At 59.0% G+C, this 19,972-nt stretch carries 19 protein-coding genes and 2 pseudogenes; 18 read left to right on the forward strand and 3 right to left on the reverse strand.

The features are described 5' to 3' along the window. Window positions 1-49 precede the first annotated feature (49 nt). From ACN19L_RS22730 to ACN19L_RS22785, 12 genes and pseudogenes are all read left to right on the forward strand, one after another. Window positions 50-367: a DUF4134 domain-containing protein gene (locus tag ACN19L_RS22730; protein WP_073285643.1), complete on the forward strand. Its 318-nt coding sequence runs from the start codon at window positions 50-52 to the stop codon at window positions 365-367. Between the two features lie 88 nt (window positions 368-455). Further along, complete coding sequence (locus tag ACN19L_RS22735) at window positions 456-710, forward strand: DUF4133 domain-containing protein (RefSeq protein WP_426491220.1); 255 nt, start codon at window positions 456-458, stop codon at window positions 708-710. A 58-nt stretch (window positions 711-768) separates the two neighbouring features. Further along, window positions 769-3,216, forward strand: a pseudogene (locus ACN19L_RS22740) (TraG family conjugative transposon ATPase). Between the two features lie 301 nt (window positions 3,217-3,517). After that, the gene (locus ACN19L_RS22745) at window positions 3,518-3,895 is read left to right on the forward strand and encodes a hypothetical protein (protein ID WP_426491221.1); all 378 of its coding nucleotides are present in this window, start codon (window positions 3,518-3,520) and stop codon (window positions 3,893-3,895) included. Window positions 3,896-3,924: 29 nt separating this feature from the next. Beyond that, entirely contained in the window at window positions 3,925-4,566 is a 642-nt protein-coding gene (locus ACN19L_RS22750) for a hypothetical protein (protein ID WP_426491222.1), read from the forward strand. A 36-nt stretch (window positions 4,567-4,602) separates the two neighbouring features. After that, complete coding sequence (locus ACN19L_RS22755) at window positions 4,603-4,932, forward strand: hypothetical protein (RefSeq protein ID WP_426491223.1); 330 nt, start codon at window positions 4,603-4,605, stop codon at window positions 4,930-4,932. Window positions 4,933-4,962: 30 nt separating this feature from the next. After that, window positions 4,963-6,051: a hypothetical protein gene (locus ACN19L_RS22760; RefSeq protein ID WP_426491224.1), complete on the forward strand. Its 1,089-nt coding sequence runs from the start codon at window positions 4,963-4,965 to the stop codon at window positions 6,049-6,051. Between the two features lie 39 nt (window positions 6,052-6,090). Continuing rightward, window positions 6,091-6,705, forward strand: coding sequence for a conjugative transposon protein TraK (gene traK, locus ACN19L_RS22765; RefSeq protein ID WP_354580995.1), 615 nt, complete (start codon window positions 6,091-6,093; stop codon window positions 6,703-6,705). A gap of 10 nt (window positions 6,706-6,715) precedes the next feature. Beyond that, window positions 6,716-7,912, forward strand: a complete 1,197-nt coding sequence (gene traM, locus ACN19L_RS22770) for a conjugative transposon protein TraM (RefSeq protein WP_426491225.1) — start codon at window positions 6,716-6,718, stop codon at window positions 7,910-7,912. 6 nt (window positions 7,913-7,918) lie between these two features. Beyond that, window positions 7,919-8,398, forward strand: coding sequence for a DUF4138 domain-containing protein (locus tag ACN19L_RS22775; RefSeq protein ID WP_426491226.1), 480 nt, complete (start codon window positions 7,919-7,921; stop codon window positions 8,396-8,398). Beyond that, window positions 8,361-9,074: a conjugative transposon protein TraN gene (gene traN / locus ACN19L_RS22780; protein WP_426491227.1), complete on the forward strand. Its 714-nt coding sequence runs from the start codon at window positions 8,361-8,363 to the stop codon at window positions 9,072-9,074. Before ACN19L_RS22775 ends, traN begins: the two co-directional genes overlap by 38 nt. 222 nt (window positions 9,075-9,296) lie before the next feature. Next, window positions 9,297-10,046: a type IV toxin-antitoxin system AbiEi family antitoxin domain-containing protein gene (locus ACN19L_RS22785; protein ID WP_426491228.1), complete on the forward strand. Its 750-nt coding sequence runs from the start codon at window positions 9,297-9,299 to the stop codon at window positions 10,044-10,046. A gap of 69 nt (window positions 10,047-10,115) precedes the next feature. Here the strand turns inward: ACN19L_RS22785 and ACN19L_RS22790 are convergent, their stop codons facing one another. From ACN19L_RS22790 to ACN19L_RS22800, 3 genes are all read right to left on the reverse strand, one after another. Beyond that, complete coding sequence (locus ACN19L_RS22790) at window positions 10,116-10,637, reverse strand: hypothetical protein (protein WP_426491229.1); 522 nt, start codon at window positions 10,635-10,637, stop codon at window positions 10,116-10,118. 167 nt (window positions 10,638-10,804) lie between these two features. Next, entirely contained in the window at window positions 10,805-11,329 is a 525-nt protein-coding gene (locus tag ACN19L_RS22795; protein ID WP_426491230.1) for a hypothetical protein, read from the reverse strand. Between the two features lie 157 nt (window positions 11,330-11,486). Next, a complete protein-coding gene (locus ACN19L_RS22800) occupies window positions 11,487-11,624 on the reverse strand; it encodes a hypothetical protein (protein WP_426491231.1) in 138 nt (45 codons plus the stop codon). 706 nt (window positions 11,625-12,330) lie between these two features. Here ACN19L_RS22800 and ACN19L_RS22805 point away from each other — a divergent pair. The 6 genes and pseudogenes from ACN19L_RS22805 (at window position 12,331) to ACN19L_RS22830 (ending at window position 19,861) form a co-directional block, all read left to right on the forward strand. Continuing rightward, complete coding sequence (locus tag ACN19L_RS22805) at window positions 12,331-12,783, forward strand: helix-turn-helix domain-containing protein (RefSeq protein WP_426491232.1); 453 nt, start codon at window positions 12,331-12,333, stop codon at window positions 12,781-12,783. Between the two features lie 2 nt (window positions 12,784-12,785). After that, window positions 12,786-14,098, forward strand: a pseudogene (locus ACN19L_RS22810) (type II toxin-antitoxin system HipA family toxin). Between the two features lie 10 nt (window positions 14,099-14,108). Beyond that, window positions 14,109-15,479: a DUF262 domain-containing protein gene (locus ACN19L_RS22815; protein ID WP_426491235.1), complete on the forward strand. Its 1,371-nt coding sequence runs from the start codon at window positions 14,109-14,111 to the stop codon at window positions 15,477-15,479. An 8-nt stretch (window positions 15,480-15,487) separates the two neighbouring features. Continuing rightward, entirely contained in the window at window positions 15,488-17,413 is a 1,926-nt protein-coding gene (locus ACN19L_RS22820; RefSeq protein WP_426491236.1) for a DUF262 domain-containing protein, read from the forward strand. Window positions 17,414-17,794: 381 nt separating this feature from the next. Then, entirely contained in the window at window positions 17,795-18,064 is a 270-nt protein-coding gene (locus ACN19L_RS22825; RefSeq protein WP_426491237.1) for a hypothetical protein, read from the forward strand. A gap of 18 nt (window positions 18,065-18,082) precedes the next feature. Further along, window positions 18,083-19,861, forward strand: a complete 1,779-nt coding sequence (locus ACN19L_RS22830) for a hypothetical protein (protein WP_426491238.1) — start codon at window positions 18,083-18,085, stop codon at window positions 19,859-19,861. Window positions 19,862-19,972 lie beyond the last annotated feature (111 nt).

Genomic DNA, 19,972 nt, shown 5'->3' on the forward strand with positions numbered 1-19,972 from the left:
TGTAGTGCCCGGCCCGCCCATCCCTTACGTCTCATTCTTTCCCCTTCGTATGAACCAGAAGCGTTTTAGTACCTCGCTGGCCATCCTGGCCCTGCTCCTTAGCTCGCACCTGCTCTATGCCCAGACCGGGGGCGGCAACGGCACGGCCGGTATCCAGGATGCTACTACCCAGGTCACCAGTTACTTCGACCCGCTCACCAAGCTCATGTACGCCATTGGGGCGGTGCTGGGCCTGGTCGGCGCCATCAAGGTGTACAGCAAATGGAACTCCGGCGACCAGGACACCCAGAAAACGGCCGTGTCGTGGTTTGGCTCGATGATTTTCTTGGTCATCGTGGCCACGGTGGTGCGCTCCTTCTTCCTGTAAGCCCCTAGGACATGCCCGTCTACGACCTGAACCGGGGCATCAACAAACCCGTCGAATTCAAGGGGCTGGTGGGCAGCAACATCTACTTTTGGTGGCCGGCACCGGGCTGGTGTTTGCCCTGTTCGTGACCTGCTACCTGGCGGGCGTGCCGCTGGTACCCACCGTGCTGCTCACCTTTTTGGCCGGGGGCGGCATGTGGGCCGGGGTTTTCGCCCTAAACCGCCGCTTCGGCGAGCATGGGCTGATGAAAGCTGCCGCCCGCCGCGCCGCGCCCCGCTACATCACCAACCGGCACAGCCGCCTTTTCCAACGCCTCAACCAGGACCCGCCCGGCCGCGCGTAGCGGCCGGTGCGAGTGCTTTTCCCCTGCCCATGAGCAATAAGGTTCTGCCCTCCGTTTCCTGGAATCCAAGCAGCCCATCTACAAGGTGGAAAAGGACTGCCTCGTCTCGAAAAACGCGGACGTGACGGTGGCGTTCCGCCTGGAGCTGCCGGAAATCTTCACCCTCTCGCGCGAGGACTACGCCCAGCTGCAGGCGGCTTTTGTGAAGGCTGTGCGCCTGCTGCCCGACCACTGCGTGGTGCACAAGCAGGACTGGTACGTGGAAGACAAGTACGCCCCGGGCTTCGAGGCCGAGCGCACGCTGCTTTCCGCTGCCTACGAGCGGCACTTCAACGAGCGTCCGTTCCTGAACCACTTCTGCTACCTCTACATCACCAAAACCTCGTCGGAGCGGCCCAACTGGGGCAGCACCTCGGGGCTGCTGGCCCGCCGCCACATCGTGCCCAAGGACATGCTCGACACGAAGGTGCTGGAAAGCTTCCTGGACAGCGTGGGCCAGTTCGTGCGCACGCTGGAAGGTGGGGCCTACCAACGCCCCCTTTATCCGCTCGCACCGGCTTACCTCCGATGAGCTGGCCGGCACCCAGGAAAAGGCCGGGCTGCTGGAAAAGTACCTCTCGCTGGACCTCTCCGACCAGGCCCTGCAGGTGGACCTGGATTTGACCAATGGGCTGAAGGTAGGGCAGGAGTTCTGCCAGATGTTCTCGGTGGCCAACCTCGATGACCTGCCCACCGCGGTGGAAACCGACATCCGCTACGAGGCCTACAGCACCGAGTACTCGGATTTTCCCATCTCGTTTGCCGCACCGCTGGGGCTGCTGCTGGGTACCAGTCACATCCTGAACCAGTACGTGTTTCTGGATAACACCCAGAAAACGGTGAAAACCTTCGAGCAGAAGAAGGACCGGCTCACCTCCCTCTCGCTCTACTCCCGGCAGAACGCCATCAACGTGGAGTACTACCACGCCTTTCTCAACGAGCTACTAACCCACAAGCGCCGCCCGGTGCGGGTGCATTGCAACGTGCTGACCTGGGGTAGGAGCGAGGAGGAACTGACGGAGGTGCGCAAGCTGGTCAATGCTGCCTTCAACCAGATGAACTGCAAGCCCCGGCAGAACACCGTGGACATTGCCGCGCTCTACTGGGGCGGCATTCCGGGCAATGCCGGCGACTTTCCCGCGGAGGAAACCTTCTACACTTTCATTGAGCAAGCCGTCTGCTTCTGGGCTTCGGAAACCAACTACCGCTCCACCGGCGCCACCAAGGGCATCAAGCTCTCCGACCGCCTCACCGGCAAGCCCGCTGGTGGACATCTCCGACGAGCCGATGAAGCGGCAGGTCATCTTCAACCGCAACAAGTTTGTGCTGGGTCCCTCGGGCTCGGGCAAGTCGTTTTTCACCAACCACATGGTGCGCCAGTACTACGAGCAGGGCGCCCACGTGCTGCTGGTGGATACCGGCAACTCCTACAAAGGCCTCTGCGAGCTGGGCGGGGTGTACTTCACCTACGAGGAGGATGCCCCCATTGCCTTCAACCCCTTCCTGATTTCGGGCAAGCTCGACGTGGAGAAGAAGGAAAGCATCAAAACGCTGCTGCAGGCGCTCTGGAAGAAAGACGACGAAGCGGTCAGTCAGTCCGAGTACGTGTCGCTCTCCACGGCCGTGAGCCTGTATTACGTGATGCTTGAAGCCAACCCGGCTATTCAGCCCAGCTTCAACACGTTCTACGAGTTTGTGAAGGGCACCTACCGCAGGGTGCTGGAGGAGGAGAAGGTGCGCGAGAAGGACTTCGACATCGACAACTTCCTCTACGTGCTCGGGCCCTACTACCGGGGCGGCGAGTACGATTACCTGCTCAACTCCGATAAGGAGCTGGACCTGGTGCAGGCCCCGTTCATCGTCTTCGAGCTCGATAACATCAAGGACCACCCCATCCTGTTTCCGGTGGTCACGCTCATTATCATGGAAACCTTCATCTCCAAGATGCGCAAGCTCAAGGGGGTACGGAAGATGATTCTGATTGAGGAGGCCTGGAAGGCGCTAACCACGCCCGGCATGGCCGCCTACATCAAGTACCTCTTTAAGACGGTGCGCAAGTTCTTCGGCGAGGCCATCGTGGTCACGCAGGAAATCGACGACATCATCGGCAACGAGATTGTCAAGGACGCCATCATCAACAACTCGGACTGCAAGATTCTGCTCGACCAGCGCAAGTTCATCAACCGCTTCGAGGAGATTCAGGCTGCTCTCGCTCACGCCCAAGGAAAAAGACCTGGTGCTGAGCATCAACCGCGACAACCAGCCCGCGCGCGGCCGCTACACCGAGGTGTTCATCTCGCTGGGCGGGGTCGTGTCGAAGGTGTACGCCATCGAGGTGTCGAAGGAAGAATACGTGACCTACACCACCGAGGAAACCGAGAAAGTGCGGCTGTTCGAGAAGCTGCGCCAGACCGGCGACATGCCCACGGCCATCAAGCTCTTCGCGGCCGAGCTGCGCGAAGGGTAGGGGGCTTCACCATCAACAAAAGGGAAAAAACGATGAAAGCGAAAGTCACCATCCTGGGCCTAGCCATCCTCTCTTTCGGTGCCACAAAGGCCTCTGCTCAACTCGTGGTAACGGCCCCGGTGCTGGAAGTACAGTCCGGCGTCCAGACCGGCCTGCAAAATACCATGAAGGGACTGTCCAAAGCCGCTAACGTACTGGTAAAGGCCGGCGTGAAGGAGCAGGAGCTAACCAAGGTATTCTCGGAGAAAACCTGCAGCTGGCCAAGACCTGGTACGACGGCCTGCAGCAGGTCAGCACGACTGTGCGCACGTATCGGCGCGTGCAGTCCGTGTTTGAGAAGCAGGGCCAAATCATCCAGACCTATGCTACGGCCATTGAAACCCTGCGGCAGTCACCCTTTGTGCAGCCGGAGCAGCTTTCCACTATGACCAGCGTGTACTCGAAAATGCTGACGGAGGGCGCCAACACCGTTTCGGACCTGCAAACCATCGTCAGCCCGGCCATGCTCAAGATGACGGATGCCGAACGGATGCGCTTCATCGACAAGCTGGACGCGAAGATTTCCGACCAGTTGAGCCTCATCAACTACTACACGCAGCGCAACTACGTGCAGATGCACTTAGCCGAGCAGAAGGCTCAGGATACGCAGGCCCTCAACGCGCTGATGAGCGCCCGCTAACCGCCGACTCACCCCTGACTTGCTCCTCTATGAAAGCAATTTCCAAAATGCTCACCCTGGTCCTGACCCTGCTGGCGGGCCCAGCCTGCGCGCAGGCCGTTATATCGGCTCCAGTAGCCGAGCAAAGCTCACGCAAGCAGATTTTCCACCAGGGCGTGTCTACTACCCTGATGGGGCAGGGCAAGAAGCTGGCCGGCGACATGAAAGCTGTGAGCGGCCAGATTAAAGGCATCGTCGACAAGACCCAGCAGCTGCACGACCAATGGTACAGCAGCCTGCTCCAAATCAGCGCTGGGGTCCGCAACTATCGCCGGGTACGGGAGATTTATACGCACCAGGGCGAAATGATTAACCAGTTCGCCGGTGCCATTCCGGAGCTGCGGGCCCAGCGGCTCACGCCCGCGCAGCTCAGCGAAGCCTCTACAGTCTACCAAACCATCCTGCAGGAAAACGTGGCCCTGCTTGGGGAGCTGGCCGGGGTGCTCAGCGCGAACAAGGCGAAGATGACCGACCCGGAGCGCATTGAGTTTATCGACAACATCGCCGACCGCATCAGCAAGCAGCACGATTTGATGAATTACTTCAGCAACAAGTGTCGGGCCATCGCGCAGCACCAGGCGCAGCAGGTGCGGGACCGGGAAGCGGTAAATGCTTTTATGACTGCCCGCTAGGGGGTACACTTTCCTTTCACTTCCACTTTCGATCCGATGAAAAGCAAGCTAAATCAATTGCTCACAGCAGTTGCCGCCCTGACAATGGTGCTGCTCACCTCGTGTTCCTCCAACAGCGAAACAGCCCAGTTTCTGGGTGAATGGCAATCATTAGATAGCCCCGAGCGGCCGCATATGACTATCCAGGAGCGCGGAGATAATCTGACGCTGCTGGAAGGTAAAAAAGAATACCCGCTCACCTATGACAAGGACAATCACAAGCTCACCGTCAACACCGGATTCGGAGCTATGGACATCATCTACCTGGGTGAGAAAAACCACCTCCTGATTTCCGGGGAAGGGGAATATGCCCAAGTAGCTAAGTAAATCTCTCGCTCCGCTTCTAACACTGCCCGCATGGACCCGACCGCAATTGATTTGAACATGGCCGTGTACGAGCAGAAGCTCGACGCCATTTACACCGAAATGCTCTCGTTCACCTCCCTGTTCATCAACCTGGGACGGGCCATCGGGGGCATCGGAGCCCTGTTATACATCAGCAGCAAGGTGTGGGGCAACATTGCCCGGGCCGAGCCTATCGACCTGTTTCCGCTGCTGCGGCCGTTTGCTATCGGTCTGGCCATCCTGCTGTTCGTGCCCCTGTGCGGTGCATTGCGCGGCATCACCATGTCCGTAGCCCATGGCACCGATGCTATCCGGATGGGGCAATTGGCGGAAGTAAACCGGCTCACGGCAGAGCGCGACCGTCTGGCCGCCGATGCGAAAGCCAAAGCCGACATGCAAATCAACGAAGACTACGAAAAGGAGCTGGGCAAGCTTGGGGCGCTGGACGTGGGCCGCAAGGCCAGTCTGGCGTTCAATCAGGTCCAGTACAGCGTGGGCCAGAATTTCCGGGAGTGGACTAAATCTATTCTTGAGTTGGGGGCACTGGCCGCCAAGCTAGCCATTAGCCTCATTTCCACTTTCCTGTTGGTGTTGCTCAGCGTCGCCGGTCCGCTAGCCTTTGGCATTGCTATCATTCCGGGCTTTGGCGGGGGACTCCTGAAGTGGTTCGGCTATTTCCTCACGATTTCGCTCTGGGTGCCGGTAGCCAACATTTATGCGGCGGTACTGGCCCACGTCCAAGTAACAATGCTCAATGAGAACATCCGCCAGCTCAGCGCCGGCGGAAGTGTGGAGTCGGCTGACATTGCCTACCTGTGTATGCTCGTGCTGGCCATCGTCGGGTACATCTGCGTCCCCAAGGCGGCGGATATGCTGATTGACGGCTCGGGTGTGGGTGGAGCGGCCACTTCGTTTATCACTACCACCACGGCCACCACCGCCGCCATAGCGGGCGCAGCCAGCGGGGCCGGCCTTCGGACCAGCGCGGGCGTGGCTCAGGGCGCAGCCGGCTGGGCCACCACCCAAAACATGTCGCGCAGTGAGGAGCTCGGCCACCGGGCCGGCATGGCCTTGCGCGAACGATTCAGCCGCAAAAGCTGAGTGACCCGCTCCCTATCCTCTCACTAGCCCTCCCTAGTCATGTTCGCATCCCTGAAAACTATTGATTCCGCCTTCCAGCAGGTCAAGACTCTGGCCTTGCTCTTCATTGTGGCGGTGCTGGTGCTGGCCGGCACCATTGCCTACTTCGCGTTTCAGACCACCACCGCGGCCGCCAATCGCATCTACGTGCTGGAAGGCGGGCAGCTGCTCACGGCCGGCGCCCGGGATGCGCGGGCCAACCGGCCGGTGGAGGCCCGCGCCCACGTCACGCGCTTCCACGAGCTGTTTTTCACCCTGGACCCCGACCAGAAGGCCATTGACAGCAACGTGAACAAGGCGCTGTACCTGGCCGATAACTCCGCGAAGCGGCAGTACGAGAACTTCAAGGAGAAGGGCTTCTACAACGACCTGATTGCCGCCAACATCAGCCTGGAAATGAGCGTGGACAGCGTGGTGATAACCAACGCGCGCCCCCTGGTGGCGCGGTGCTACGGGCACCAGCGGGTCATCCGGGCCACTTCGGTGACCACCCGCAACTTCCTCTCGGAATGCTCCCTGCGCGACGTGACGCGCTCGGAGAACAACCCGCACGGCTTCCTGATGGAGAACTGGCGGGTTTTGCGCAACGAAGACCTCAGCACCCAGCCCCGCTAAGCCCTACCCGATGGAAACCAAACCGCATGACGCGCACTTTCTGCGCACCCGCAAGATGGCCACCTTCCTGCCGGTGGTGGGCGTCCCCTTCCTGGCCGTTATGTTCTACCTGGGCGGCGGCGGGCAGGGCGCGCCCGCCGAGGCCCAGAACGTACCGTCCGGCTTTAACACCACCCTGCCCACGGCCGAAAAAGGCTCCATCACCGCCAGCAAGCTCGAAGCCTACGCCAGCCCGGTGGATACCCTGCGCAACCGGGGCCTGGTCGACGCCCGCCTCGATACGGCGGCCGGCTCGGGCCTGTCCTACTCCATCGGTGCCGACGGCAAGCCCGGGCCCAACGGGTCGGTGGACAAGTCCGTGGTGGCAGCCCAGCAGCAGCTCATTGCCGCCCAGCAGGCCCAGTTGAACGGTGGGACTGCGCCCGGCACTGCAGCAGCCCCGACGGCAGCGCCCGGCGCCCTCACGCCCCAGGAGCAGCTGGAGCTGATGCGCAGCCAGCACGAGCGGGAGCTGGCCGAGAAGGATGCTCAGCTGCAGATGGCCCAGCTGCTGGCGCAAAGCAACAGCGGTGGGGGAGGGGTAGCCCGCCCGGCCGCGCCGGTGGTGGCCAAAGCCAGGAAAAAAGCCCGCACCCGGGCTAACGTGGTCGATGAGGATGCCGTCGTTTCCCGGTTGGGTGGGGGCGGCGCGGGCAGACGGCGCACGGCCTCGTTTACCGGTTTGGATGACGGCCATGCGGCTACCGAAGATGCCAACACCCTGCCGGCCGTCATTCACGAATCGCAGGAAGTGGTCAGCGGCTCACTGGTGAAAATGCGCCTGACGGAATCGGCCGTGGTCAATGGTCGCACCCTATCGGCCAACACCTTCATCTACGGCAAGTGCAGCCTGGCCGGGGAGCGGCTGAACATCAGCATCGAAACGCTGAAAACCGGTAACCGGGTCTTTCCGGTGGCCCTCGAAGTCTACGACGTGGACGGGCTGGAAGGCCTGCACATTCCGGGCGCCATCACCCGGGACGCGGCCAAGCAGGCCGGCGCCGATGGCCTGAACGCCGCCGACGCCATGACCATGAGCGCCGATCCCACCCTGGCCGCGGCCGGCGTCGCGGTTACTGCCGTCAAGGGCCTCGGCCAGAAGAAAATCCGCCTGGTCAAAGTGCGCCTGAAAGCCGGCTACCAGGTCATGTTGAAGATTGATAAATAAGCTACTATGAGAATCGCCCTTGCCCTCTGCACCCTGCCCCTCAGCCTGGCCGTGGCGCCCACCCTCGCTCAATCCACGACGCTGGCCAGCACCCGGCCCGTAGCGCCGGCGCCGGCGAAGCTCGCGACGTATCCGCTGTTCGTGTCGGAGCAAAAAACCACCCACCTGGTTTTCCCGTCCCCGGTCACGTATGTTGATTTGGGCAGTTCCGGATTGATTGCGGCCAAGGCCACGGGCTCGGAAAACATCGTGCGGGTTAAGGCGGCTGGCAGCGGCTTCAGCGAAACCAACATGACCGTGCTCACGGCCAGCGGCAAGCTTTACTCCTTCGTGGTGGGCTACCAGCGCAACCCGCGTCAGTTGGGGCTGGACCTGGGCGCGCCCAGCGCGGCCCGGCCAGGCTGCCCGTACTCCCCTCTACGTCTCGGACCAGAAAACCACGCACCTCGTGTTTCCCTACCCGGTCACCTACGTCGATCTGGGTAACTCGGGCATTCTGGCCGCCAAGGCCACGGGTGCCGACAACATCGTGCGCGTGAAAGCGGCCAGCAACCGCCTGACCGAAACCAACATGACCGTGCTGACCTCCGGTGGCAAGCTGTACATGTTCGTTGTCAACTACCAGCACGACCCCAAGGTGCTGAGCCTGGACCTGAGCACGATGACCAGCGCCACTGCCCGGGCCAGCAGTGGCAGCGAGGCCATCCTGTCGAACACGCCCATTCCGCAGGGCAACCTGGATGCCTATTCCAAGCAGGCGCTGGCACGCGGCGGCTCGGCGGCCAGCGACACGAAAGACCAGCTCAGCGTGCGCGCGGGCAGCGTGGGCTACCAGCAGGAAACCCTGTTTTTCCCGCTGCACCTGCGCAATCGCTCCAATGTGACGTATGACGTGGATTTCGTCAAGTTCTACATCCAGGATAAGAAGGTGGCCAAGCGCACGGCCGAGCAGGCCATTGAACTGACGCCCACCTACGTCTATAACGGTAACCTGAAAAAGATTGAAGCCGCCGGCAAGCTCCAGCAGGTATTCGTGTTCAGGAAGTTCACCATTCCTGACCAGAAAAACCTGGTTATCGAGGTGTACGAAAAGGGGGGCGGACGTAATGTTAAGCTCAAGCTGTCCAACCGCGACCTGCTCCGCGCCCGCGGCTTCCGGTAGCCTTAACAGGACCGCTACGCCCCTCACAACCATTAGCATCTCCACGCCGTGTGGCACTTCGCAAACACCCTCCCGTTGTCTTTAACAAGGTAGCAGGCGGGTGTTTCGGTTTTTTGCGTAGTACTACCTGAGTCTGCTACTCACCGGAATACAACGTGTGCTTTGTAATGTTTTGCAGTAAAAAAACTTTACAATTAGTATATCTTTATCAGCCCCATGCAGATGGAAAAAGTGACCAAATCCACGACCGCCCGCCAGAAAATCATCAACCGCTTGCAACAGCTGGAGCCGGGTGCCCTCGTGCGCTACCAGGACTTTGCCAGCCTGGACATCGCGCCGGGCACGGTGGCCGTGAACCTGAGCCGGCTGCGCCAGGAAGGCGTGGTGCAGCAGGTCACCAAAGGCACGTACCGCCTCCCCCTGCAGAGCCGGTTCGGCCCGGTACCGGTTTCCGAGCAGCAGGTGTTGCAGGTGCTGCTGCAAACCTCCAGCAAAAAGCTGCGGGGCTACCCCACCGGCGTAGCGGCCTTCAACCGTCTGAGGCTGACCACGCAGGTGCCCCAGGAAATTCTGATTGCCACCTCCCGGCCGGGGCGGCCGAAGAAAGTCGGCAACGTGCGCGTGCGCTTCGTGCGCAGCCGGGCCGATGTGCAGCCAGAGGAGGTTCCGCTCTGCCAATTGCTCGACGCCCTGCGGCAGATTAAGCGCCTGCCCGATACCTCGCCGGCCGCGGCCCTGCTCCGCCTGCGCGAGCAGATAAAGCAACTGCCATCACTTGAGCAGGCCGCCTTGGTTCGCCTGGCACAGGACTACAACCCGGCCACACGCGCTCTGCTGGGAGCTCTGCTGGAAGGGATGGGTGAAGTCACGCTGGCTACCAAGCTGAAAGCCAGCCTGAATCCCTTATCCACTTATAAGCTTGGTTTATCCGAGCAGGCCTTACCTAACCGCGCGCAATGGCACATCCAATGACTCTGCACACCCACGAGCAGGACTAACTATATGCCGAGGAACATTCCCTCAGGTTCATTTACTTGTTCACTACTGCCCAACGGAGGTCAGGGTCTGAAGCCGCCGCTCGATAATAAACTTTCGTTCGTCACCAGACCCGTACGGTAGTTGACAATCGATAGCTTCGCGCAATTCCGGATGCAGCAGCAGTCGGCTGACTTCCGCAGCGATGTAGGCGCGTACGGCAGGCGATGCGGCTGCTACCTCTGCACCCAGTGCCGGGCGATTATCCAGCACGTACACGATGTCCTCCAGATCACTGCTCAGGCGGATGTCGCTCATGCCGCGGCTGCGCAGTGCCGCCAGCTTCGTGGCGATAAAATACACCGCTGGCATAATCTGGATCGTGGTTTCGTCGGGCAGCACGTAAGGAATAGCGTGGGCAAAGCCTTCGGGATACCACGGATTCGAGAACCCCAGGATATTGTCTTCCCCGACCGGCATTACATCGACCACCAGCCCCGCGACCCGCCAGCGGCAAATGACATTTGACTCCTGGTCATGCCGAAACCCGAGGGCCCGTAGCTCTTCCTCCAGCACGTAGTAGGCCATGCGGGGCATGACCTCAATAATACAATCCACATCCATGGTCGGGCGGGACTCGGCGGCGCGGGCGGCAGTGCTGTACAGACCGGCGGTGCTGCCGCCGACGAAAACGACCCGTTCCCGCAAGGCCCAGCGCCCGGGCCACGGCCTGCAGCGCGGCCAGGTTGGCCGTATTAGACATGAGCCGGCAACAGAAAGGCTTTCAATAAATTCCCAGCCAGTTTTCGCTCCCGGGGGCGGCCCACCCGCACCGCGTCAACCAACGCCAGCAGCTCATAGAGGCGCGTATCGGCTTTGGCCGCTTGCGGCACGCGCGGGTACAAGGGCTCGATGGCGCTACCCCAGCAGTCGCTTTCTGCGTCGGGCCACACGTACAGCTGCTCGGCTACCAGCTGCTCCCGCAACGGGGCGGCGCTGTGGGCAGTGGGGAGGCCCCGTACCTGGGCGCCCGGCTGCGTGGGAAACACCACCGGTAAACCGTAGAGTAGAAACTCCAGAAAGGTTCGCCGAGCCACGCGCCGGTCAGCGCCCTCCAGCAGCCGGGCGTATTGGCACCGCTTCAGGCTAAACGATATTTCGGTGGGGCTTAAGAACAAGGCAGTGGCCAAGTCCTTGCCTTGCCAGATGGTATCCTCCAGCAACAGCACCTTCAGCAGAACGACTACATCCTGCGGGCGCATGCCATTATGTTGTCGCATTACGGTCAGCTGATTTTTGGTTTGCAATTTGCAAATTGATAATCAACATTCCTATTCGATAGCTGCTTCTATCGTCACCCTATCGAGACCAATAAGGACTGCTCATACTTACTTGTCAGTCCTGGCCACAGGTTCCGATAACTAACAAATGGGGACGTTAGGCGAGGGAGCCTACAAAGAGCGCGGGGCGCTGCTGAATGGGCAGCGGCTGCCGGTGCACCCCGCCCAGCCGGTTGGTAGGGCTGGGTGCTAACCGGAGGCGACGATGCAAATCGGTAAGTTTTAAGGCCTGCATGCGCTACGGCGATAACTGCTTAGGGCGGCAAAGCTAGCCAATAAGAGCAATACCGGTAGCACTCTTGCATTGAGCCAACAATCCTTCCGGTGATCAAACCCCGGCCCTACTGGTACTTGTAGGGCTGTTCACGCTCGTAAGTAAGTCTATTGTTGAACTCTGCTACTTGGTCGTATCAAACCTTAGGTAGATGAAACGCTACCGCATGAGCCAATAATGAGCCAATTCAGTTGCTCAAAAAATAACGAATCTGGCTTGAATTCAAGGATTACGACCACGTGCCGGTAGGGGGTGAGCCCATAAATCGGTACTACTTTTTAGCCTTAGGGGCCCAGCCTACTACCGACGACTCTCTTGGCGCAGCAGAGTGTCATCACTAAGTTGTAGAATAGGCAAGTACTGGAGAGCTCCCGTTTGTTTTTACAGCTTCTTCCTACTCACAGCAAACCAGCTCCGAGAGTTCTTTATGAGCCTATTGCGAGCCCATTTGCGGAGGGGTACCCAGCAGAGTTGACTGGGATACGCCCGAAATCTCTCTAGTTCCAGTGTTCTGGCCACAGCTTCGCTACCTGCACTCCTTGACATGGCTTCCCAACCATTCCCTTGTCAGAAGACAGGTACTTCCTCTTCTAATCTGACTCCTGTACAATCGTATGTGTTTTCGACCGACATTTCATGCATTAAGTCTATATTTAATCTTTGTTGCATGATTTATCAATCATTATTACAATACATCACTAATAAATATATCTTGCATGATAAGCCATCCAAAAACTACCCCTTTCCGGCTCTTATGACTGATATATCCTACAATAAATGGTCAGCCATGAGTGATGATGCTTTGGCAGCACACATTGGGGCCTTTGTGAAGCACCACCGACTGGCCCGCAACAAATCGCAAGAGGCCATTGCTCACGCTGCCGGTATCAGTCGATCAACCCTGAGTTTATTGGAGCGGGGACAAACGGTCACCGTTGCCACTCTGATTCAGGTACTGCGGGTGCTCGATTTGCTCTATACCATGGAGGCGTTCACGGTCCCCACACTAATCAGCCCGCTAGCCATTGCCAAGCTAGAACAAACCAAGCGCATTAGAGCAAGGCCAAGCGACACAGGCAGTAAAGCGCCGCAGGGCAAGAAACGCAACACCGATTGGTAACGATGCAAGCAGCTAGAATCCATATTTGGGGAGAGTTCGTGGGGGCCGTTATCTGGGACGAAGCGACCGGTCTCGCCACCTTTGAGTACGATCCAACCTTTAAAAGACGAGGGGTGGATCTGGCGCCGCTCAAGATGCCCATTACCTCGTCGCAGACCATTTTCTCCTTCCCTGAACTACGCCAGAAACCTGATAGCGGACTTGATGCCTTTAAGGGCTTACCCGGGCTGCTCGCTGATGTGCTGCCCGACCGCTACGGCCATGAGCTCATCAATCTGTGGCTAGCACAGCAGGGCCGCCCAACGGATAGCATGAATCCGGTGGAGATGCTCTGCTTTATCGGCCAACGGGGCATGGGGGCACTGGAATTTGAGCCTACCTCGCTAAAGGAAAACAAGAATACGTTTTCCGTCGAAATCGACAGCTTGGTAACGGTGGCGCAAAAGATGCTTGCCGCTAAACAGGAGTTTCTGGCCCACATGAATCAGGGCGAGGAAAAGGCCTTGATGGAAATCCTGAAAATCGGTACTTCCGCCGGGGCGCTCGGCCCAAAGCGGTGATTGCCTACAACGAAAAAACGGGCGAGGTAAAGTCCGGGCAAACCAAAGCGCCCCAGGGTTTTGAACACTGGCTGCTCAAACTCGACGGCGTGAGTGATGTGCAGCTGGGAGCTACCCACGGCTACGGGCGGGTGGAGATGGCCTACTACAACATGGCCCGCGCCTGTGGCATTGAGATGATGCCCTCCCGCCTGCTGGAAGAGAATGGCCGGGCGCATTTTATGACCAAGCGCTTCGACCGGGAAGGCGGCAGCACCAAGCACCACGTGCAGACCCTGTGCGCCACCAAGCACTTCGACTACAATGCCGTGACTAGCTTTAGCTACGAGCAGTTGTTTCAAACGATGCGGGAGCTTACGCTTACCTATCCCGAAGCGGAGCAGATGTTCCGGCGGATGGTCTTTAATGTGATGGCGCGCAACTGTGACGATCACACGAAGAACTTCGCCTTTCGGCTGAGACAAGGCCACGCGTGGGAATTAGCCCCTGCCTACGACGTGTGCCACGCCTACCGCCCCGGTAGCCCCTGGGTAAGCCAGCACGCGTTGAGTGTAAACGGCAAGCGGCAGGGTATTTCCCGCGATGACTTGCTCACTATCGGACGCTCCATTCGGTCGAGAAGCGCAGGCGATAAAGCCCAAAGTATCATTACGCAAATCAGCGAGACCGTTAACCAGTGGCCCACCTTCGCCGAAGAAGTAAACGTGGACCCGAAGCTTCGCGACGCCATTACTGCAACCTTATTACGCTTGTGAACCACCATTGATGCATAAAAAGATCAGTAATCTGCAGACACTCCTTTTTTCCCAGGAGCGGTTAAGAATTCCTCCCTATCAACGCCCGTATAAATGGTCGACCAGACAAGTAAATCAGCTTATCGATGATATCCTTTACCACCGCGAGCGCGACAAGAGTGCATACCGCCTAGGAACTGTGGTGGTGCACTACGACCGAGGGCACTCTAACCAAGCGCGCGACGTCGTAGATGGCCAACAGCGACTGTATACCCTCAGCCTATTGGCGGCAGCATTACTACGCAGGCACCCGGCAGCTACTCCAGCAGGTAAGCAAGCCGCTGATCTCTGCCTGGCCCAATCCTGCATCAGTAATCCAATCAGCCAGGCCAATCTGCGCCGCAACGCGCAGCTGATCCAACAACGCGTGGAGGAATTTCAGCGCGAGGATGCTGACTTCTTCTTTCAACGCTGTGAGCTGGTTTATCTCGAATTGGAGCACATTGCCGAGGCCTTTCAGTTCTTTGATTCCCAGAACACGCGTGGCAAAGATCTAGCGCCCCACGACCTACTCAAAGCCTACCATCTTCGTGAGATGGAGAGTAACACGGAGGCCGAGCGCATTGCCAGTGCCGGGCAGTGGGAGCAGCTAACGGAGGACTTGCCCCGGTACTTCAGTAGCTACCTGTTTAAGATTCGGGCTTGGTCCAAGGGCCGATCCGGGCTACACTTCACTAAGGAACGCATCGATACATTCAAGGGTCTCACGATTGGTTCTGCACCAGTCTTGCCTTTTGCCGAGGCGGCCCGCATGTGCCACTTAACCGTTCAGGGCTACAACCAGGATCACGCCCGGGTGCTTGACCGGCAGCGTATGCCCTATCCCTGCCAATTGGATCAGGTAATACTCAACGGCGCGCGCTTTTTTGAGTACGTTGGGCAGTACGCAGCTCGCATTCGTGAGCTGGAAGCCAGGGTGGGAGATCCCAGGAGCAGCGTGCCGGCGTGGCAGGGTGGGGGAATGGCCAAGCGGATCTTGCACGAGCTGGCGCACTACTGGGGCCGCGGCCGGCAAGGTGACCAGTACGTGCGTAATCTGTTTGATTGCTGCCTACTCTACTACTGGGATAAATTTGGTGACCATAAGGAAGAAGAGGCCGTCGTCCGAATTTTTCTCTGGGCATATGCTCTACGGCTCGAAAACAAAGCAGTTCGGGCAGTTACTGTCGACAACTACGCTAAAGCCCAGGATGGGCTGATCCGCCTGATCCGGGAGGCCACGGACCCGCGGGAGTTCTTTGCCAAGTCGCTGACCCCGGTAAACCACAAAGGAAGTGAAGGTACGGTCGCTCACCTAGACGGGATTATGCAGCTATTCCGCGACCTGAAAGCAATCGAGTAACCGTGACCATGGAACTACTAGAAGAACTATCCATCGAGCAGCTGTTCAGCCGCTACAACTACACCGTGCCACTCTATCAACGTAGCTATGCCTGGGACGAGGCGCAGGTAACACAACTGGTCCGGGACATTTGGGAAGTGACCGGCGCAACAACCACGTACTATATCGGCAACCTGATTGTGCACCACCGGCCTGCTGCCGGACAAGATGAACTGGCCGTTATTGATGGCCAGCAGCGACTCACCACGCTCAACATCCTATTAAGTGTGTTGCAGAATGAGTTCGGACTTTCCGTACCCGAAGCGCACGCCTCCCGACTGCGCTTCGACAGCCGGCCTAATTCATCAGCCACGCTTCACCGGCTGGCGGATCGCGACCCTAGCGTGCGAAGCACGGCAAAGGACCGACGCATGCAGCAGGCGTATCTGGATATGACCCGGGAGCTGAAACAGCTCCAGCAGAGACATGCGGGAAGCGACGCCAACCACAGTCCGGATCAATTCCATACCTGCTTGCTTAAGCGGGTGAAGATTCTGCAGGTACAGGTGCCCGCCGATACCGACCTCAATCATTACTTTGAAATTATGAACAGCCGGGGTGAGCAGCTCGAAAAACACGAGGTGCTTAAGGCCCAGCTACTTGGTCACCTGCAAGGGGAGTCCGCGAGCCTGCAGGCTGGTGCCCGGATCTGGGATGCCTGCTCCATCATGGACCAGCACATGGTTAAAGCCTTTGATTCGCAGCTACGGACACAACTGTTTACCAGCAGTTCCGGGGCTCTGGATCGCGTGCCGGACTCTTTTGACCACATCAGGGAGGTAGTAGTGGGCTCGGTGGCGGATAACACGCCGCAGACATCGGGGGCCAAGTTGCTCGACCTGCTCGACAGCCCGGAACAGGTAGGCGCCTCGAACAGTGAGGCAGAAACAAGCGAGCCGCGCCTGGGCTCGGTAGTGAGCTTTCCGAACTTTCTGCTGCTCACGCTCAAGGTCTATACTGCCCGTGACCTTGCACTGGATGACAACCAGTTGATTGATTCATTTGGAAAAGTACTCCAGAACACTCCTGACAAAGCTGCTTTCGTGAAGGGGTTTCTGCATTGCCTGTTGAAATGCCGACTGCTGCTGGATCGATACGTCATCAAGCGTGAGTATACTCACGATCAGTATAAGTGGCGCTTACGGAGCCTTAAGCCAGAATCATCCTCCGACAGCGAGCGTTTTGGCAACACCTTTGAGAGCGAGGCCGACACCCGGCAAGCAGTGATGTTGTTGGCCATGTTTCACGTTTCCTTCCCCCAAGCAACGTACAAGCACTGGCTGGCCGGAGTACTGCGCTTTTTGCACGCCACGGGGCCCGGGTTGGTCGCCAAAGACTATATCCGGTATTTGGAGCAACTCTCCGATGCCTTTTATTACGACCGGTTCGCGACGACTCCCCTTAGTTATCACACCATCATCTTTACAAACGAAGCGGTACCGGTCAACCACACCGTGAACGAAGATGTGCTGCACCAGGGTACGCACGTCCCGAACTTCATCTTTAACCGGCTGGACTACCTGATCTGGAAAACATCACGGGTTGAGTTGCGCAAGGATTACCAGATTCCTCGCATCGAGGAGTTTGAGTTCACGTTCCGTAGCTCAGTAGAGCATTTTTACCCGCAGAATCCCAAAGGCGAGATCAGCAATCCGCTAGATCAGAAAATCCTCAATTCATTCGGCAACCTGTGTTTGATCAGCGCCAGCAAAAACTCGGAGCTAAGCAACTATTCGCCAAAAGCCAAGGCGGAGCATTATAACAAGTCTTCCGCAATAGAAAGCCTGAAGCAACAACTCATGATGCAGCAGTGCAACACGTGGGATCTTACAGCTATTGAAGCGCACCAGCAGGAAATGATCGGTCTGCTCGCCACGCGCTCTACCTTGCCATGACATCTAATCATAACTAGCAATTTGGCTGTAAGCCAAGAGCAGGTAAAGGTTATGTAAGAACCCTGGACAGGCGTGCTCGATACCCGTATCCTGCATCCGGGCTACGCTGTTACCTTGAGGCGGCGTGCGCCCCTATTATCTACCCGTTAATTTCTTTTTCTGATGTCAAAATCCAAGCCTCCCGTAGCGCTGGCTCAGTGGTACAGCTTCCCGGCTGACCCACTTACTCGGGCGTTCATCACGCCGCATATCACCCGCTTGCGCTTGGTCGCGGAACCGGAAAATGTTACGATTATTACCCGCTGTACCAGTTATGTACAATCCGGTGGAGAGCACCGCTACTCATTTCCTGCGGCCGAACCCGTCTGCCACGCCATTGGGATGCAACGTGCCAATGGCAGCCACCTACTATTGCAGGAGGGAGCGATCCTGCAGTTTGCGGAAGGCGTACTCGCCCGCCTCGATGCCATCAATAACCCGTATTGGCGGCGGTTGACTACGCCCCTGATCAGTGCTGGCCCCAGTCCGGAAGCGAGAAGTATGTTGCTCAGCTACCTCCAGCTTACGTTTCTGGAGCCAGACCAGCTGGCCGACTACGAGCAGCAGGCCAACGTCCACGTGCTACATCCCGTCGATACGCTGTTTGATTAATCAGCCTTTCTATCTGTCATGCCGAAATTTCCGGAGCCTGTTCAAACCCTGTACGAAACCGCACTGCAGCACGAGCAGATGCAGAACTGGGGCGCGGCGGCGGCCTGCTACGAGCAGGCCGTGGTGCTGGTGACCGACTCCGCCGAGCTGTGGGCCCGCTACGGCCTGCTGCTGAACAGGAAAGGAGTCAGCAACACGGACGGGCACATCGACCTCTCGGCCGGCAGCCAGGCAACCCGCAGCCCAGCCACCACGGCCGACGAGCTGTACTGGCGTGGAATCGGGGCCATGCTGAGCGACGGCGACGGCGACGCCCGGCACGACCTGGCCGCCTCCCTGGCGCTCGACCCCAGCCGGGCTGACGCCTGGTATCGCTACGCCGAGGCCCTAGCTTTTCCGGCCGCCTATTACGGCTACAACGACTACGCTGTTTCCCGCGAGGGGCAGGCCCAGCGGCTGCAGGCCTACGACCAGGCCTTGGTGCTGGAACCGGCCAACGCGCGGTACCTAGCTGGCCGGGGTGAATTTCACTTGGCCCACGACCGACTCGACAAGGCCCTGGCCGATCTAGACGCTGCCCTGGCACTCGACCCGGCGCTGCTGTGGGCGGCAGGAAGCCGCGCCGTTATCCGTTTCCTGGCGCACGATTTTCGGGGAGCTCTGCAGGATCTAAAGGCCGGTACATCGTTGCGGGGTAACTGGCGGGCTACGCGGGTAGAGCAATATATTCTATTTCCCAACCCGGATCTGGAGCCACCAGCCGAGCGCTGGATTTCCGCGCTAGCGTTGTTCGAGCGGTCTGGCCTCAGGGAGCCGGACACTGCGGAGTACTTAGCTGAACGGGCAGACTATTATCTGGCTCACGGCCTGCCGGAAAAGGCCCTGGCGGATGCTTTGGTAATAGTAGCCCGACAATCCCTGCATGCCCCTTACCGGGAGCTGCTCGTGCGGTGCCTGCTGGCACAGGGGAAGCTAGATTTTAACGCCCTGCTGGCTGAGTACGAACGGCTGGCTGCCCGTTCGCTACCCCGGGTATCGACCAAACGAGACGGTCCGGTTGAAAAGGAGCTGTACCTGGCACAGTTCAAATGGAACCAGACCCGCTGGCGGCATCACGCGGCCTGGGCGGCCTACCGGCTGCGCCGGCCCGAGGCGGCACAAACGCACTTCGGGGAAGCCTGCGGGTTCTTCTTCACCGAGCAGCCCTATCAGGTGAAGCGGGATGCCTTCTTTCGGCTGTACTCGTCCGACGACCTGCAGGAGCAGGAGCAGAGCGCTTGGGTGCCTTTCCGAATGGTGGAGGTCACGGTAGACGAGCGGCCATATCCGCTGGGTGACGTGGCCAATCTTCTGCCGCCGCTGCCGGATCCGGAGTATCTGCGCTGGCAGTTCACGCAACAGTTGCAGCAGGAGCCGGCCGGCCTGGGCACGCAGCGGGCCGCCGCGCAGTGGCTAAGCCAGGCGGCCTGGCAGCTGGCTGGCCCGGCCCTGGGGGAGGCTTGCGAAGCCTGTCTGGAACTGCTGCTACCGGCCGGCTACCATTTTATCCAGCCCCAGGAAACTGCGGTGTTTGAGGCTGCCCGGGAGCTATGCCGGGCCGGGTTGGCACAGTGCCCGGCCTACGCGGCGGAGTTCGGGCTGTTGCGTCGTGCCCTGCTGCGGGCAGAGCTACGCGCTGCCCAGAACCAACAGGATGCTACCCCGCCGCCATCCAAGCCGCTTTGGATGCCTACGACGCCGGCCTGGCTGCATTGGCGGCGGAGTAGCAAAACGAGTGTCTTTCCCTGTTCAATCTGATAACCCTATACCACGTGACTTGGATTCCCAACAAACTAACCGAGAGCCAACTCCCTTACATACCGCAAGTCACTGTCAACACCGTAGGGGAGTTGTACGATACGTTCATCA

The organism is Hymenobacter sp. 102 (genome assembly GCF_049949205.1).
GTDB lineage: Bacteria > Bacteroidota > Bacteroidia > Cytophagales > Hymenobacteraceae > Hymenobacter.